This window comes from Azospirillum griseum (assembly GCF_003966125.1).
In the GTDB taxonomy this organism is placed as follows: domain Bacteria; phylum Pseudomonadota; class Alphaproteobacteria; order Azospirillales; family Azospirillaceae; genus Azospirillum; species Azospirillum griseum.
In genome coordinates this window covers 96173-113103 of sequence record NZ_RXMA01000008.1, presented here as the reverse complement: position 1 = coordinate 113103, position 16931 = coordinate 96173, and the positions used below count along the sequence as shown (strand labels likewise).

Genomic DNA, 16931 nt, shown 5'->3' with positions numbered 1-16931 from the left:
GCCCCAAGCCTTGGGCGTATAAGACCGCATGACCGACACGACCGACCTGCCGCCCCCCTCCGCGCCGCGTTTCGATCCGCACGCCCTGCCGCCGCTGCGCGAGGTGATCGCCCGCTTTGGCTTGGACGCCAAGAAATCGCTGGGCCAGAATTTCCTGCTCGACCTGAACCTGACCGGGCGCATCGCGCGGTCCGCCGGGCCGATGGCGAGTGTGACCGCGATCGAGGTCGGTCCCGGCCCCGGCGGCCTGACCCGTGCGCTGCTCGCCACCGACGCCACGCGGGTGATCGCCATCGAACGCGACCGCCGTTTCATCGAGGCGTTGCAGGATGTGGTGGACGCCGCACAGGGCCGCCTGTCCATCGTGGAGGCCGACGCGCTGACCGTCGATCCCGAAACGTTGGCCCCCGCCCCGCGCGCCATCGTCGCCAACCTGCCCTACAACGTCGCCACGCCCCTGCTGCTGGGCTGGCTGGCACGGATCGAGGCCTATGTCAGCCTGACGCTGATGTTCCAGAAGGAGGTCGCCGACCGGCTGGTTGCCCAACCGGGCAGCAAGGCCTATGGCCGCCTGTCGGTCATCACCCAATGGCGGGCCGACGCGCGCGTGCTGTTCAACCTGCCGCCGCGCGCCTTCACCCCGCCGCCCAAGGTCGATTCGACCATCGTCCACCTCACCGCGCGCGCCGCGCCGGAGGCCGCCGAATGGCGGGTGATGGAGCGCGTGACCGCCGCCGCCTTCGGCCAGCGCCGCAAGATGCTGCGCCAGAGCCTGAAATCGCTGGGCAACGCCGAAGCCCTGCTGGAGGAGGTCGGCATCGCCCCCACCGCGCGGGCCGAAGAGGTGGACGTCGCCGGATTCGCCGCCCTGGCCCGCGCCGTCCAGGCGCGCGAGGACGCCGCGCCAGCGCAAACACACCAAGCGCCCTGAACCACCATGCCGCTGATCCGCGTCACCCACCGGATTTCGATCGACGAGAGCGAGTTGGAGGAGTCCTTCGTCCGCGCCTCCGGTCCCGGCGGGCAGCACGTCAACAAGACCGAATCGGCGGTGCAGTTGCGCTTCAACGTCGCCGCCTCCCCCAACATCCCGCCAGAGGTCAAGCACCGGCTGATGCGGCTGGCGGGATCGCGGCTGACGCAGGACGGCGTTCTGGTGCTGGTGGCGGACAAGCACCGGTCGCAGATGCGCAACCGGGTGGACGCGCAGGAACGGCTGATCGACCTGATCCGCGACGCCGCCGCCCCACCCCCGCCACCCCGCCGCCCGACCAAACCGACGAAGGGGTCGCAGCAGCGGCGCTTGGATGGGAAATCCATTCGTTCCACCGTGAAGAAGATGCGCGGGCGCGGCAGCGACGAGTGATGCACTGGGGAACTGACGCGCCGGGCGGTCGCTACGCCGCCGCTGGCAGACGGACGGTGACGGTGGTCCCGACGCCGACGCGGCTGTCGATGGCGATCTGCCCGCACAGCGGCCCCACCACCATGCTGTGGACCAGCGACAGGCCCAGCCCGTCGCCGCCGGTCGATGAGCCGCCGATGGCCCCGTCGGTGTAGAAGGGATCGAACACCCGCTCCAGATGCTCCGGCGCGATGCCACAGCCGTCATCGGCCACCGTCAACGCCACCCGCCCATCCGTCTCCGGGCGCACGCACACCCGCACCGCGCCGGGCCGCCCATCAGGGAAAGCGTGGCGGGCAGCGTTGCTGACGGTCTGGTGCAGGATGGTGTCGAGCAGGGTGGACGCGCCGAACACCCTCGCCCCTGTCACCGCCTCCACCGCCAGCGTCACTTGCGGAGGCATAAGCGCTTCCATCGCCGGGCGGAGGCGGGCCAGAAGATCGCTGACATCGACCACCTCCACCCCAGCCCCGTCATCGTTCCCAACCTCGCCATTGAGCCGCTTCAGGGTGGTGACGAGGTTGGCCATCCGACAGGCGTTGTCCAGCAGCAGCGCGCTGGAATCGCGCGCCGTCGCCAGATAGTCGGTCAGATCGGCCCGGCGCAGCTCGCCGCTGGCCACCCGCTGTGAAAAGTGATTGGTCTGATCGGTCAGATGGCTGGCCAAACTGACCTGAATGCCCACCGGGGCGTTGATCTGGTGGGCGAGACTGGCGACCAGCCGCCCCAGCGCCGCGCTCCGCTCCGCCCGCACCAATTGGGCTTGCTGGTCGATCAGAACGGTGTGCGCCGCCTCCAAATCCCGATGCGCCCGGCTGAGGTCGGCGTGGGAGCGCTCCAGCGCCCGTTCCACCAGAAAACCGCGCCGCCAATGCTGATCCAGGAACCAACTGGCCGTCACGGTGATGAGACCGACCACGCCGCAGCCCACCAACCGCGTTGGCAGCGCCAACGATCCCATCCCGGCGAGCGGCATGTGGACCACCGCAACCACCACCGCCGCCACAGCGACCAAAGCCACCTGCCGCCTGCCAAAGGAAAAGGCCGACAGCAGGATCAACGCGATCCCCATGGTGGAGTTGACGAGCGGCGCTTGCCAGGAAACCGCCGCGTAGGCGGCGGCCAGCGACGCCGTGGCCAGCAGATAGCCAACCCCGACCACCGCGTGCAAACAACGGCGCGTGATCGTGTGGAAGGACAGGGCGAACAGGGTGGCAAAACAGGCCAGCCCGAACAGGCGGAACAGCACCCCGTCGAAATACAGATTGCCCGCCAGACCGGCGTCAAAAAACAGGCGGGCGGTCTGCCCACTGATCGCCAGCGCGGTCATCACGCGCAACACGATCTGGTCACGCCGCTGGCTGCGCTCGCGGTATGCGGCGGTGTCCTCGGCCGTCAGCCGAACGCGGAGTTGGCTCAGCGTCCGCCGCCAACGGCAGCCGATGCGCGCGTTGCGCGTCACGCAGCATCCCCGCGCGCCATGACCACCCCCGCGTTGCCAAAGGTCTCGCCCCTCCATCCTTAAATCCAGGCGGAGGAACCGGCAAGAGCATACGCGAGTAGGACGGGTGTGACGCAGGGTTGCGTTGCACGCCAGCCCTGCGTCAGCGCTCCAGGTCAGCGCCCCGTCGTTCAGCCGCGCAGGAGATCCATGAAGCGGCGGCAGTCGTTGATGTCGGCGCGCAGGTTGGTCCGGCGCTTGGTCGCCTCGGTGTCCTCGCCCCAATGCTCGATCTGATAGGTTTCGTCGAGCTGGGCGGCGTCGAACGCCTCGTCCGGGGAAATCCGGCCCTCCAGCAGCGCCAGCGCCACCACCAGCGAGCCGCAGGCTCCGGTGACGGTCTGCAAGGCGGCCAACCCCCAATCGTCGCACCCCTCCACCACCGCGCGCAGGGCGCGCAGGGCAGCGGGCGGCTGGGGGCGCGGCATCAGGCCATGGCACACCACCAGCGCGGCGTCGTGACGCACCGCCACCCAATCCAACAACGGCTGCCACAGGCGGGTCTGACGCTCCACCAGCGGCTGCGGGTGTTCGGCTCGGTAACAGACCAGATCGGTTTCGGCGTAGGCCGCCACCGCCTCGATGATCTCGCCGCGCTTGGCCGGGACCAGATCGACCGCCGTGCTGGCCAATTGCATCAACGGCATCGTGTGCGGGTGGATCGTTTCACCCTGCGCGTCCCATTCCGCCGCCACCGCGTCGGCCAGCGCGCGGGTGGGAAAGGTCAACGCCGCCTTGGCCGGGCTGCGGATCGGACGGCCGTCCAACTGAACCTGGAACCCGCCGCCCTCAACAGCCGCAACACCCGCTGCCTTGTAAAAACGCTTCATTGTCCGTTCGTCTCCAACAAACCCAGCACCGCGTCGGCGACCTCGCGCCCCCGGTGAACAATGCGGTTGGCCCCCGCCGCCGTCAGCTCCGCCACCGGGTGATAGCCCCAGGACACGCCGACCGACGCCACCCGCGCGCTGCGGGCCATTTGAATGTCATAGGTGGTGTCGCCGATCATCACCGTCCCCGCCTCCACCGCACCGGTGTCGGCCAACGCGCGGTGCACCATGTGCGGGTGCGGCTTGCCCGGCCCGGAATCGGCGGTTTGCAGCGTGACGAAGCGGTTGGTCAGCCCGTGCCCCTTCAACACCGCGTCCAGCCCACGCCGCGACTTGCCGGTCGCGACCCCCAGCAGCACGCCAGCGTTCTCCAGCGCGTCGAGCGTCTCCAGGATGCCGGGGAACAGCGGCTCGTCCACCTCGCCGCGTTGTCGGCTGGCGGAAAAGGCCGCCTTGTAGCTTTCGGCGACGGCGACGTGGAACGCGTCCGTTCGGCCCGGCAGCAGAGCGGCCACCGCCTCCACCAGCGACAGGCCGACGATGCGGCGCACCGCCATCGGGTCGGGCACGCCCAGGCCATGCTCGGCCCAGGCGGTGGTCATGGCGTCGATGATGGAAAATTGGCTGTCCACCAGCGTTCCGTCGCAATCGAACAGGGCCAGGCGCGGCACGGCGCTCCCCGCCCCGCTCATTCCAGATCCTCGAACGGATCGTCGCGCAGGTTGGCGCTGTAACCCAGATACTTCCAGGTGGCGAGCATGTGGTCGGGTAGCGGGGCCGTCACGTCGATGGTCTTGCCGCCGCGCGGGTGCGGCAGGATCAGGCGGCGGGCGTGCAGGTGCAGGCGCTTCGTCACCTCCGCCCCCGGCAGGTTGGCCCCTTGGCCCGCGTATTTGCCATCGCCCAGGATCGGCGTGCCAATCGCGGCCATGTGAACGCGCAGCTGGTGGGTGCGGCCGGTGCGCGGCCACATGGCGACGAAGGCCGATTGCTTGCCCGCGTTTTCCAGCACCGAATAATAGGTGACGGCGCGCTTGCCCTCTTCGTGGTTTTCCGCCACGCGCTCACCCTGCGGGCCGCCTTCCTTGGCCAGCGGGATGTCGATCTTGCCCTGATAGGGCTTCGGCACGCCGACCGTCGCCGCCCAATAGGTCTTGCGCACGTCGCTGCCCCGGAACATCTCGGTCAGCTTGGTGGCGGCGAAGCTGGTGCGGGCCAGCAGCAGCACGCCCGAGGTGTCCTTGTCCAGCCGGTGGACCAGCTTGGGCCGCTCCGTGCCGTCAAAGCGCAGGGCGTCGAGCATGGCGTCAAGATGCTTGGAGGTGCCGGTTCCGCCCTGCACCGCCAGACCGGCGGGCTTGTTGATGGCGATCACGTCGGCGTCGCGGTAGAGCACCAGGGCTTGCAGCTCCGCCACCTGCTTGTCCGACATCGCCGGTTTGGGCTTGGCCGCCGACGGGCTGCGCGCCGGGGCCGCCCAATCGGCCAGCGGCGGCACCCGGACCACCTGCCCCGCCGCCAGCCGGTCGGAGGTTTCCGCCCGCTTGCCATCGATGCGGACCTGCCCGGTGCGCAGCAGCTTTTGCAGATAGCTGTGGTTGACATCGGGGTAGTGCCGCTTGAACCAGCGGTCGAGGCGCATGTCGGCCTCGTCCGCCGGAACGGTGCGGTTTTCAACCCGGCTTTCGCCCGCCGGTTTGGCGGCGTCCGCCGCATCGGGTTTGGTTTTGGACGCGGGCTTGGCAGAGTCAGTCATCAGAGGGACACCGAAACAAGAGAGCGCACGACCCACAGGCCGGCAAAAAAGCCCAGGATGGTCAGCACCACCGAGGACGCAAGATAGGCGAACGCCGCCAGAAGCTCGTCCCGGCCCACCAGCGTGCCGAGATCGAGCGTGAAGGAGGAAAAGGTGGTGAAGCCGCCCAGCACCCCGACCAGGATCAGCGCCCGCACCTCCGGCGAGGGTGCCCAGGTCAGCGCCGCCAGTTCGGACAGAACGCCCATGGCAAAGCAGCCGATGACGTTGACGATCACCGTGCCAAAGGGAAAGCGCGTGCCGACCCATTGGCCGACGGCCAAAATCAGCAGATAGCGCGCCACCGATCCGGCGGCCCCGCCCACGGCGACGGCAAGCAGGCTGACAGGGGAAGCGAGCACGGCCCCTCCAAACTCCAGAACGGTGAAAACCAAGGCAAGCCACAGGGATCGGGCCATGACCGGCGCGGCCCATGGCGGATAAGGCCAGAAATGCGCCCACTTGTCACGCGGCGGACGCTTGGGGCAGGATAACCCGCATGAAAAGCCTGCCCGACAACGCCACCCTGCTCATCATCGATCTGCAAATGGCCATCGAGGATCCGCGATGGCGCGCCGATGGGCCGCGCAACAACCCGCAGGCCGAACGCAACGTCGCCGCCCTGTTGACCGCGTGGCGCTGGCACAAGCGGCCCATCGTGCACATCCGCCACGATTCGACGGAACCCGATTCCGCCTACCGCCCCGACCGGCCCAGCCACGCCTTCAAGCCGGAGGCGATGCCCCTGCCCGACGAATGCGTGTTCGGCAAATCGGTGAACAGCGCCTTCATCGGGACTATGCTGGACGATTGGCTGCGCAACAAAAAGATTGAAACGCTGGTCGTGGCCGGGGTGATCACCAACAACAGCGTCGAAACCACCGTCCGTCACGCCGGAAATCTGGGCTACGACGTGCGGCTGGTGCAGGACGCGACCTTCACCTTTGCCAAGCGGGACTGGTCGGGCCATCTGCGCAGCGCGCAGGAGGTGCATGACCTTTCGCTCGCCAATTTGTCGGGCGAATACGCCACCATCACCGACACGGCGGCGATCCTGGCCACCATCGCCTGAGGCGTCGTCAACTCCGCGCGCCCTGCCGCCACAGCGCGCGATAGGCGTCCTCCATCGACGCGGTGAAGGCGTCGGCGTCCATCACCGGGGACCGGCGCAGGCGATCCGGCAGCGTTTGCCGCAGCGCCGTCAGGCGCGCCCGGTCATTCGCCAACGCGGCGGCGATTGCGATGTAAGCCTCGACCGACTCCGCAATCAGCTCCGGCAGCCCCACCGCCGTCAGCAGGCAGGCCCCGTAGCGGTCGAGAATGCGGCGTCCGGCCAGCGACACCACCGGCACGCCCATCAGCATCGCTTCCACGCTGGTCGTCACCCCGGTGTAGGGGAAACTGTCCAGATGGATGTCGACCGCATTGTAGCAGGCCATATGCTCCTGATAGCCGCGCGTGGGCGGGCGGATCTCCACCCGGTCCGGGGCAAGCCCGAAATCGCCGCAGAGGATGGCGCGCAGGCCGTCCGCCACGGTCGGGCGCAGGTCGGACGCCTTCAACAGCAAACGGGAATCGGGAACCCGGTGCAGCAACGCCGCCCAGACCGCCAGCGTATCGGCCCCGATCTTGTTGGCGGTGTTGAAACTGCCGAAGGTGACGAAGCCCTGCGCCGTGCACGGCGGATCCTCGGCCCGCTCCGGCAACGGCCACAGCGGCGTGCAGTGATAGGCGCAGGGCAGCCGCACCGCCCGTTCGCACAGATCGCCATCCCGCCCCGGCGGCAGCGTGCGGTCATCGACCACCACCCCATCCACCGCCGCCAGACCGGTTGTGCCCATCGCCGGGTAATGGATCTGCACCGGAGCGGGACGGCGGGCCAGCGCCAGAAAGCGCAAGCCCGGAGAGGCAAAGCCCGCGCCATCGACCAGAACATCGACCGCGTCGGCGTGGATCAGCGCCGCCAAGGCGTCGTTGTCGATCCCCGCCACGTCGCGGACCAGCGTCGCCGCCGCGCGGTAGCGGGGCAAGGTTGGGTGATCGGGGCGGTCGCACAGGTTGTAAACGATGGGGACAACGCCCGGCCCGTGCCGTTCCACCAGCGGCAGGCAGGTGGAATCGTGGGTCAGAAAGCCTTCCACCAGATAGCCAACCCGCAAGGGCCGGTCGGGATCGCGTGGGCCGCTGTGATCGTAGAGCGGCGCGGGGGCGTAGCGCGCCGCCCACGCCGCCGCCGCGCGCCGCATGGCGGCGGGTGGGGCGTCGGTCAGGTTCAGGGTCAACAGGCGATCGGCCCCGACGCGCGGGTTGGGCGCGCGGCGTTCGGCCTCCGCGTGGGCGTCCGCCGCCGCCTCCGGTCGCCGCAGCGTTTGCAGGATGCGGGCGGCGTGACGGGGCGGATCAGGGTCGCCGGGGGCGGCCCGTTGCGCCCACCCCAACAGCGCCAGCGCCGGAAAGGGCTGTTCGGCGATGTTGAGCGCCTGGGCCAGCGCCGACAGCGCCGATGCCTCGTCCGGGGCGAGCGCGACCGCCCGGCGCAGCTCGGCCAACGCCGCCTCCACCTCACCCCGCGCGTGTTGACGCAGCGCCAGCTCCAGCCGGGGCGCGGGGGAGTCTGGGTCCAGTCGCCGGGCCTCCCGCAACGGCCCCTCATCCTCGCCGTCGCGCGCCCGCTCGACCAACAGCGCCGCCAATTCCCGCCGCGCCGCCGCCATGCCGCCATCGCGGGCGAGCGCGGCGCGGAGCGCCTGTTCGGCCTGATCGATGTCGCCCATCCGGCGCAGCGTGATCCCCAGGTTGCCGAGGATCACCGCCGAGTCCGGGGCCGCGCGCGCCGCCGCCTCCAGCAGGGCGCGCGCCGGATCAAGCCGGTCGGCGGTGGACAGCGCCACGCCCAGCCGGTGCAGCGCGTCGGCGCTGGTCCGCGCCGCGTCGGCCAGAACCGCGCGCGCCAACGCCTCGGCCTCGGTCCACCGCCCTTGCCGGGCGCGCCACACCGCCAGCCACGCCAGAACCTCGCCCGGCTGCGCGGCCAGCGCGGCGGCGTGGCCATAGACCGCCCCGGCGGCATCGAACCGCCCGGCGGCGCGCCGGGCGTTGCCCAGATTGACCAGAAGGTCCGGGGCCGCCGGGCGCAGCGCCACCGCACGGACCAGACGGGCCTCCGCCCGCGCCAGCGCGCCCCGCTGCGCCGCCAGCACGCCGGACAGGTGCCAGGCGTCGGCCTGCTCCGGGTCGGCATCGAGAATGCGGCCATAGAGCGTGTCCGCCTCGTCCCAGCGCCCGGATTGGTGCAGGTCGAACGCCATCAACAGGGCTTCACCGATGCTCGCCATCCCCGACGCTCCCCGCGTGTTTGATCAACCACTTGCGGCGGGGACCGGAGCACCCACCCCCAAAATCCACCCCTCGCGTGTGCGAGCGGTGTCGTCCAGCCCAACCGGTTGCCACAGGCCGGGCCGTTGCGCCAGCCAGCGCAGGCCCGCCGCCGACACCAGCGCGTCGCTGTCATGGTCGCTGACCGTCCCGCCCACCCCCAGTGGCCCGGCCCCCAATTGGGCCAGCGCGGCGTCCAGATCGGCCCCATCGCGGATCTTGCGCTGGCCGAAGCCGGTTTGTTTCAGGAAGAGGCGGGGGTAAATCTCGGCGAACACCGTCCGGCCGGGGGCGACAGGATCAAAGGGCCAGACCGCCACCGCGTCCGGGGCGGCGGCGCGCAGGGCGCGCAGCACCCGCATGCCGGCCAAGCCGCCCTTGCCCACCTGTTTGGAGCCGATCAGCTTGTAGGGGCTTTGCGGGCTGCCCAGCCCCTCGTCCCGGCAGGCCCGTTCGGTGGCGCGGTGCGGGTCCTGGTAATGATCGGGCTGCGGCCCGCCGCGCCAGTAACCGGCCCCGTGCAGGGGATGTTCGGTGAAGGGAACCCCGCCGAAATCCGGTTCGTCCGCGCAGATCCTTTCGATTTCGTTCCAAAGATCGAAGACCCCCGCCCCATCCGGCAGGCTGCGCCCGGCAACCGCGAAGGGCAGCGAAAAGGCGCAGTCGATGCCGACCAGCGCCCCACCCTGCCCAAACACACCGCCCTGCCCCACCACCGCGTCCCGCAACCACGCGGCCACCGCCGTGCGCGACCACCAACCGGCGGGCGGCGTCACCAGCCGGGGGGCGGCGTCGCCCGCCCCGCACAGCGCCACGGCGATTCCGGCGTAGCGTTTGCCGCGCGCGCCCGACCAGTCGATGGCGATGAAGCGATCAAAGGCCGGGAGTTGTTCCGTTTTCGAAATCATCGCTTTACATCTCGGCCACCTCGACCACGCCCGGCACCGCCTTCAAGGCCGACCGGCTTTGCGCGGTGATGGTGTAGGAGCCGGGGAGTTCGATCTCCACCTCCTTCAGGGGGTCGATCTCCACCACCACATTGATCTTGCTCTTGCCACGCGACAGCCGGTCGAGCGTGCCGCGCATCGCCTCGATCGGGCGTTCGTCGCGCAGCACCACGCGCAGGCCGACGCTGACCGAGGCCACCGCGTCCTCCAACGGCTTGATCTCCTGGCAGGTCAGCCGCACCTCTTCGCCGTTCAACTGGGCGTCCACCGTCATCAGCACCGGCACACCCGGTTCCAGCATCGCCCGGTTGGCGGCGAGGATTTCCGAAAACAGCGTCACCTCATAGCCGCCGGTGGCGTCCGACACCTCGACGAAAGCGAAACGATTGCCGGATTTTGAGGTTTTTTCCTTCTTCGAAACGATGATCCCGGCCATCTTGTAGCGGGTGGAGCCGCCCTTTTTCATCGCCACCGCCAGATCGGCGGAGCGCACCACCTTCATCCGCCCCAGCGGCCCGGAATAGGCGTCCAGCGGGTGGGCGGACAGGTAGAAGCCGATGGCCGTGAACTCGTGCTTCAGCTTGTCGAGCGGTTCCCAATCCTTGACCTTCGGCAGGTCCGGTTCGGGAAGACCGCCACCGCCGCCGCCAAACAGGTTGCCGATGCCGCTGTCGCGCTCCGCCGCTTCGGCCTGGGCGTATCGGATCAGGGTTTCCAAGGCGGCGTGCACCTGCGCCCGGTTCGGGTTCAAGCCGTCGAACGCCCCGGCACATGCCAGATTTTCCAACTGGCGCTTGTTGATGGTCTTCAAATCCAGGCGGCGGGCGAAATCGAACAGGCTCTTGTAAGGGCCGTTTTTCCGCCGCTCCTCCACCACCGCGCGCATCGCCGGTGCCCCCACCCCCTTCACGGCGGCCAGCGCGTAGCGCACCGCCTTGGCCCCGTCGGGCAGGCTTTCCACCCCGAAAATGGCGTCGGACCGGTTGATGTCGGGGGTCAGCAGCTTGACCCGCAACCGCGCCAGCTCCTGGCGGAAGACGTTCAGCTTGTCGGTGTTGCCAAGGTCGAGCGTCATCGACGCCGCCATGAACTCCACCGGGTGGTTCGCCTTCAGATAGGCGGTGTGGTAGGCGACCAGCGCGTAGGCGGCGGCGTGGGATTTGTTGAAGCCGTAGCCCGCAAACTTCATGACCTGATCGAAAATCAGGCTGGCCTGTTCGGCCTTCACCGCGCGCTGTTCCGCCCCGTCGCAGAAGATCTTCCGCTGGGCGTCCATCTCCTCCTTGATCTTCTTGCCCATGGCGCGGCGGAGAAGATCGGCCCCGCCCAGCGAATAGCCGGACAGCACCTGGGCGATCTGCATGACCTGTTCCTGGTAGATCATGATCCCGAAGGTTTCCTTCAGGATGCTTTCCAGGCTGTCATGCATGTAATCGGGCGGCTCTTCCCCGTTCTTCACCCGGATGTATTTGGGGATGTTGTCCATCGGGCCGGGGCGGTAGAGCGAGACCAGCGCGATGATGTCCTCGAACCGGTTGGGCTTCAGCCGCCGCAGCACGTCGCGCATGCCGGAGCTTTCCAACTGGAACACGCCGGTCGCCTCCGCCCGGCTGAGAAGCTGGAAGCTCTTCTCGTCGTCCAGCGGCACGATGGTCAGATCGGGCTTTTCCGGGATCAGGTTGACCGCCGTCTGCAACACGGTCAGCGTCTTCAACCCCAGAAAGTCGAACTTCACCAAGCCCGCCTGCTCGACATACTTCATGTTGAACTGGGTGACGGGCATGTCGGAACGCGGATCGCGGTAGAGCGGAACCAGATCGTGCAAGGGCCGGTCGCCGATCACCACGCCCGCCGCGTGGGTTGAGGCGTGGCGGTACAGCCCTTCCAGCTTCAGCGCGATGTCGATCAGGTGGCGCACCGTGTCGTCGCCGTCGCGGGCGGCGCGCAGCATCTCTTCGCTGTCCAGCGCCTGTTGCAGCGTAACCGGGTTGGCCGGGTTGTTCGGGACCATCTTGCAGATCTTGTCGACCTGCCCATAGGGCATCTGCAACACGCGGCCAACGTCGCGCAGCACGGCGCGGGCCTGGAGCTTACCAAAGGTGATGATCTGGGCGACGCGGTCGTAGCCGTATTTGTCCTGAACGTAGCGGATGACCTCTTCGCGGCGGTCCTGGCAGAAATCGATGTCGAAGTCGGGCATCGACACGCGTTCGGGGTTGAGGAAACGTTCAAACAGCAGCCCGAAGCGCAGCGGATCCAGATCGGTGATGGTCAAGGCCCAGGCCACGACCGACCCGGCCCCCGAGCCACGGCCTGGCCCGACCGGAATGTCGTGGTTTTTCGCCCATTTGATGAAGTCGGCAACGATCAGGAAGTAGCCGGGGAACTTCATGTTGACGATGACGTCCAGCTCGAATTCGAGCCGGTCAAAATACGTCTTGCGGGTCTCCGCCCGCTGCTCCGCCGTCATCGCCGGGGTGTAGACGGATTTTTCCAGCCGCATCTCCAACCCGGCGCGGGATTGGGCGCGCAGTTCGTCATCCTCCGTCCGCCCGTCTTCGCAGGCGAAGGGCGGCAGGATCGGCTTGACCGGCCGCAGCAGAAAGGAACAGCGCCGGGCGATCACCAGCGTGTTGTCCACCGCCTCCGGCAGGTCGGCGAACAGCGCCCGCATCTCGGCAGCCGATTTGAAGCGGTGATCGGGCGTCAACCGCCGCCGTTCGCTCTGGGTGATGTAGGCCCCTTCGGCGATGCAAAGCAGCGCGTCATGGGCCTCATACATGTCTTCGGTGGCGAAATAGCAGTCGTTGGTGGCGACCAGCGGCAGATCATGGGCGTAGGCCAGATCGATCAGGGCCGGTTCGATGGTGTCTTCCCGCGCGGCGAACGGGGCGGCGTGGCGTTGCAGCTCGACATAGAGCCGACCGGGGAACAGCCGTTTCAGCCGCTCCAGCACCTCCAGCGCCAAATCGGTCTGGCCTTCGCCCAGCAAACGCCCCAGCGACCCGCCGATGCCGCCGGTCAGCGCGATCAGCCCGGCGGAATGGCCCTCCAGCGCGTCGAGCGTCACTTGCGGCCCGGCGAGCGGGTCGGACTCCAGAAACGCCTTGGACACCAGAACCATCAGGTTGCGATAGCCCTCCTCGTTCTGGCACAGCAGCACCAGTTGGTCGGGAACCGCCGCCGCCTTGCCGGGCAGCCCCGGCTTGCTGACGGCGGGGCCGACGCGGGTGATGCCCAGCACGGTGCCGATGATCGGCTGAACGCCGCTGTCCGCCGCCGCCAGCGCGAATTCCAGCGCGCCGAACAGGTTGCCGGTGTCCGTCACCGCCACGGCGGGCATGGTCTGTTTCTGGCAGAGCTTGACCAGTTCCTTCACCTTGATCGCGCCTTCTGACAGCGAATAGGCGGAGTGGACGCGCAGATGGACGAAGTCGGCGTGGGGCATGGCAACCATAAGCGTGCGGGGCAGTCCCTGCGGTTCTAGCACAGCCCCCGCCCCGCCTCCACGGTTGCGCCCGCGCCCACACCCCCGCAGAGACTGAACCGTGGGCGCACCAAACCACTTGCGCACTCAAAAATGCGTGAATAACTTTTTTATAAAACAACCATCAATAAATTCCTCTGCGTGCCCTTCGCCAATCCCATCCATCTCCCATGACAGGATCCCGCCGATGAAATCAGCCATCGCCCTTGGCATCGCCACGGCTCTTCTGGCGGGAACCGCCAGCGCCGCCACCACCCTTCCGCCGGATGTCAAACCAACCTGCGTCGTGGACAAAACCCAGTTCGACGGCTGGTTCGCGTCGGGCAAGGCCGCGCCCAACGGCGTGGTCAAACCGGCCAGCGGCGTGACCTTTCCGCCGTTGCAGAACACCGCCTGCGATTTCTACAAATGGGGATCGCAGATGTTCCTGTGGCTGACCTCGCCACAGAACAGCTCCTATGTCTTCCAAGGCTCCAGCTTCCTGAACGTGGTCCCGGACGGCGACGGCTTCCGTTACGTCCCCAACACCCAGGCCGCCAACGGCCAGCCCGCCGCCCCCAATTTCGCCCGCGTGCGCGCGGTCAAAACCACCAACGCCGCCGGGGCCGAACAGGCGGGCGGTGGCGTGCTGATCGCGCAAAAGGGCTTCACCGGCGGCCCGTTCCCCTACCTGACCTATTACGGCCTGCACACGAACGACGTGTTCGCCAGCTATCTGACCAGCCAAAAGGCGGGGCTGTTCGCCAACACCTCCATCGCCACCAACTTCCCCACCACCGCCGCCGATCTGGCGCTGGTGGAAAAGACGGCGGGCAAGAGCTTCCCCGATGGCGTCGCCCTGACGATGGAGTTGAAGACCTCCTGGGTGGACGCCCGCGCCGTGGCCGATCCCAGCCGCTATGTGCTGATGAACGCGACGGTCCAGACCTATTCCACCGCCAACCCGAACATCTGGAAGCCGTCGGGCAGCGCGCCGGGCACGTTCGCGCTGGTCGGGGTGCACATCGTCGCCACCGTCAACGGCCATCCCGAAATGGTGTGGTCCACCTTCGAGCATGTCGACAACGCGCCGGACGCGCCCTACTACTACACCAACACCCAGAATGTGACGGCCAAGGCGGCCTATGACTCGTCGGGCGTCTGGACCTTCACCCCGACCAACGCGCCGCTGACCAAGAGCATCGCCGAAACCGCACGGATTTACGACGGATCGCCCGAACAGGCCGGGGCGAACAAGGGCGACATCGTCAATTCCGACCAGGGCGCGGTCAAACCGGCCAGCGTCATCCGCCTGACCCCGTGGGGCAACCAGGGGGATTCCCAGGCCACGGCGGACGTCGCCAACGCCACCGATCTGATCTCGATCAACGCGTCCCTCGTCAACCCGCTGGCGGCGATGAAGGACGTGCGGGCCAATTATCTGCAAATCGGCGGCGTGTGGACCCAGAAAGGCCAGATTCCAAAGGGCGGGACCGACGATTCGCTGCGCGGGTCGCTGAAGCTGGCCAACGCGACGATGGAAACCTTCTTCCAATACCCCGACAGCGCCGAGTTCCAGCCGCACAACTGCTTTGGCTGCCACAACAGCAAGGACGCCAGCAACGGCCTGAACGTCAGCCATATTTTCAAGGGCTTGAAGCCGCTGCCCTGATCACAGCCACGCCGCTGCGCCATCCCACGGCGCAGCGGCGGTTTCTCTTGCCCCTGTTCCTGCCGTTGCATCCGTATCGCCGCTCCGCGCCGTTCGTGGTATGGAACGTCCACAAGATCGCGCAAGCGATGGGCACCAAAGGAATGGGGAGGATGCCGCGATGAACCGATTGGGCCTTGGTCGGACGGTCGCACGGATCACTCTGCCGCTGACCCTGACGCTGCTGCCCGCTTGCCAGACCACCGCCCCGCCGCCGCCGCCCGCCGTCAGCGGTCTGCCCAGCGGACCGGAGCGCCCGTTCCGCAGCGGACGCGGCTGGGTTGTCACCGTTCAGAAGCCGGACGGGACCAAACCCTTTTGCAAGGCGATGCGCACGCCGGGCGGCCCGAGCGAGGGTGGTTTGACCATGACCTTCCGCACCGCCGCCGAGGAATCCGGCTTCGTGCTGACCGGGACCAGCCAACCGATCACCCCCGGCGATCGGTACGAGCTGACCGCCAGCTTCGACCAGGGGGCCAAGGTGACGTTGACCGGGCGCGGCCTGCCCGACGGCGGTCTGTATGTAACGGTGCCGAGCAAATCCTATCTCGACGAGCTTGATCCCTTCGCCCGTAACCGCCGCGTCGCCTTCCGCAGCGCCACGCTGGGCGAGTTGGGCGGCATGGCCCTGACCGGCACCTCCTGGGCGATCAACGCGTCGGACGAATGCCGCATTCTGAACGCGGAGGGCTGACCTGCGTTCCACGCGGGTGGGCTGTGGATTGACGCGCGTCCCGTCATCCGCTTAGCCTGCCAACCATGCGCATTCCCCACATCCTGCTTGCCGTTGCGGTCGCCGCTGTCTGGGGCCTCAACTTCGTGGCGATCAAAGTCGGCCTGCGCGACTTTCCGCCGATCCTGTTTTCCAGCCTGCGATTCGCCTTGGCCGCCCTGCCCTTGCTGCTGCTGGGCTGGCGCGATGGGCCGCCCGTGCCGTGGCGCTTCATCCTGGGCATCGGGGTGACGCTGGGCGTCATCAAATTCCCACTGTTGTTTTTCGGCATGGATGTGGGAATGCCCGCCGGGTTGGCCTCCCTTGTGCTGCAATCGCAGGCCTTTTTCACCGCCATCTTCGCCGCCTTCGTCCTGGGCGACCGGCCCGGCCCCCGGCAGATGCTGGGCATGGCGGTGGCGTTTGGTGGAATCGGCGTGATCGCCAGCGAAATGCCGAGCGGGGACTCCCTGACCGGCCTGGCCTTCTGCCTTGCGGCGGCGGCGGTGTGGGGGGTGTCCAACATCGTGATGAAGCAGGCCAAGGCCCCTGACCTGTTCCGCCTGATGCTGTGGGTCAGCCTGGTCCCGCCGTTGCCGCTGCTGGCCCTGTCGCTGGTGGTGGAGGGGCCGGACCGCATCGCCCACGCCTTTGCAACCTTGAGCTGGCTGGGTGTTGGCGCGCTGGTCTACATCGCCGCCGGGGCCACCCTGTTCGGCTTCGCCGCCTGGGGGTTCCTGATGCGGCATTACCCGGCCAGTCTGGTCGCCCCCTTTTCGCTGCTGGTCCCGATCTTCGGCATGAGTTCCAGCGCGCTGCTGCTGGGGGAAACCTTCTCCACGGTGAAGCTGATGGGTGGCCTGCTGGTGTTTGCCGGTCTGGCCCTGTCGGTTCTGAAACGGCCCGCTGCTGCCACTCCAGTCCGCGCCTGATCCACCTGCCACCGAACGCCACGTCTCCACCTTTCGTAGGGGGAGGCGTGTGTTTTTCGCGCAACCTTTGGGCGCGCGGCGAGCGAATTGACGGCCTCGTCGCGTGCCGCAGCCGCGCCTCCTCCGAATGTTTGGCACACGAAAGTCGCATAGCCGCTTGCCCATCAGAGGTTCACACTGTGGCCTGTGACCGGTTCGAAACCATCAAAAATCCACGGCGCTGAGACGCCGGACCGGGACACGGGAGAGGGTTTAGG

14 protein-coding genes are annotated in these 16931 nt (G+C 67.9%); 6 read left to right on the top strand and 8 right to left on the bottom strand.

From position 1 onward, the window contains the following. Positions 1 to 28: 28 nt before the first annotated feature. Together rsmA and arfB are read left to right on the top strand one after the other, a co-directional pair. Positions 29 to 931 (top strand): 16S rRNA (adenine(1518)-N(6)/adenine(1519)-N(6))-dimethyltransferase RsmA, encoded by a 903-nt coding sequence (rsmA, locus tag EJ903_RS10870; protein WP_126615022.1) that lies wholly within the window; start codon positions 29 to 31, stop codon positions 929 to 931. Positions 932 to 943: 12 nt separating this feature from the next. Beyond that, on the top strand, positions 944 to 1366 hold the full coding sequence (arfB, locus tag EJ903_RS10865; protein WP_126615152.1) for an alternative ribosome rescue aminoacyl-tRNA hydrolase ArfB: 423 nt from the start codon (positions 944 to 946) through the stop codon (positions 1364 to 1366). A gap of 31 nt (positions 1367 to 1397) precedes the next feature. On the opposite strand, the gene EJ903_RS10860 is transcribed toward arfB, so the two are convergent. From EJ903_RS10860 to crcB, 5 genes are all read right to left on the bottom strand, one after another. Further along, complete coding sequence (locus EJ903_RS10860; protein WP_158627919.1) at positions 1398 to 2867, bottom strand: sensor histidine kinase; 1470 nt, start codon at positions 2865 to 2867, stop codon at positions 1398 to 1400. A 170-nt stretch (positions 2868 to 3037) separates the two neighbouring features. Further along, positions 3038 to 3736, bottom strand: coding sequence for an ATP12 family chaperone protein (locus EJ903_RS10855; RefSeq protein ID WP_126615018.1), 699 nt, complete (start codon positions 3734 to 3736; stop codon positions 3038 to 3040). Then, positions 3733 to 4428, bottom strand: coding sequence for an HAD-IA family hydrolase (locus EJ903_RS10850; protein ID WP_126615016.1), 696 nt, complete (start codon positions 4426 to 4428; stop codon positions 3733 to 3735). The genes EJ903_RS10855 and EJ903_RS10850 overlap by 4 nt, the downstream gene beginning before the upstream one ends. Beyond that, positions 4425 to 5492 (bottom strand): RluA family pseudouridine synthase, encoded by a 1068-nt coding sequence (locus EJ903_RS10845; protein ID WP_126615014.1) that lies wholly within the window; start codon positions 5490 to 5492, stop codon positions 4425 to 4427. The genes EJ903_RS10850 and EJ903_RS10845 overlap by 4 nt, the downstream gene beginning before the upstream one ends. Then, positions 5492 to 5893, bottom strand: a complete 402-nt coding sequence (crcB, locus tag EJ903_RS10840; RefSeq protein WP_126615012.1) for a fluoride efflux transporter CrcB — start codon at positions 5891 to 5893, stop codon at positions 5492 to 5494. Before crcB ends, EJ903_RS10845 begins: the two co-directional genes overlap by 1 nt. A gap of 137 nt (positions 5894 to 6030) precedes the next feature. Here crcB and EJ903_RS10835 point away from each other — a divergent pair, with 137 nt between their 5' ends. Then, positions 6031 to 6603: a cysteine hydrolase family protein gene (locus EJ903_RS10835; protein WP_126615010.1), complete on the top strand. Its 573-nt coding sequence runs from the start codon at positions 6031 to 6033 to the stop codon at positions 6601 to 6603. A gap of 7 nt (positions 6604 to 6610) precedes the next feature. Here EJ903_RS10835 and EJ903_RS10830 read toward each other — a convergent pair whose 3' ends face one another. Genes EJ903_RS10830 through dnaE form a run of 3 tightly spaced genes read right to left on the bottom strand, consistent with a single transcriptional unit; the run spans position 6611 to position 13301 of the window. Then, the gene (locus EJ903_RS10830; protein WP_126615008.1) at positions 6611 to 8866 is read right to left on the bottom strand and encodes an O-linked N-acetylglucosamine transferase, SPINDLY family protein; all 2256 of its coding nucleotides are present in this window, start codon (positions 8864 to 8866) and stop codon (positions 6611 to 6613) included. A 24-nt stretch (positions 8867 to 8890) separates the two neighbouring features. After that, positions 8891 to 9814 (bottom strand): hypothetical protein, encoded by a 924-nt coding sequence (locus tag EJ903_RS10825; protein ID WP_126615006.1) that lies wholly within the window; start codon positions 9812 to 9814, stop codon positions 8891 to 8893. A gap of 4 nt (positions 9815 to 9818) precedes the next feature. Continuing rightward, entirely contained in the window at positions 9819 to 13301 is a 3483-nt protein-coding gene (gene dnaE / locus EJ903_RS10820) for a DNA polymerase III subunit alpha (protein ID WP_126615004.1), read from the bottom strand. 226 nt (positions 13302 to 13527) lie between these two features. Here dnaE and EJ903_RS10815 point away from each other — a divergent pair, with 226 nt between their 5' ends. The 3 genes from EJ903_RS10815 to EJ903_RS10805 all read left to right on the top strand — a co-directional run bounded on the left by EJ903_RS10815 (position 13528) and on the right by EJ903_RS10805 (position 16674). Next, positions 13528 to 14991, top strand: a complete 1464-nt coding sequence (locus tag EJ903_RS10815; RefSeq protein WP_126615002.1) for a hypothetical protein — start codon at positions 13528 to 13530, stop codon at positions 14989 to 14991. Between the two features lie 160 nt (positions 14992 to 15151). Further along, a complete protein-coding gene (locus tag EJ903_RS10810; protein WP_126615000.1) occupies positions 15152 to 15724 on the top strand; it encodes a hypothetical protein in 573 nt (190 codons plus the stop codon). 65 nt (positions 15725 to 15789) lie between these two features. Beyond that, the gene (locus tag EJ903_RS10805; RefSeq protein ID WP_126614998.1) at positions 15790 to 16674 is read left to right on the top strand and encodes an EamA family transporter; all 885 of its coding nucleotides are present in this window, start codon (positions 15790 to 15792) and stop codon (positions 16672 to 16674) included. Positions 16675 to 16931: the final 257 nt, after the last annotated feature.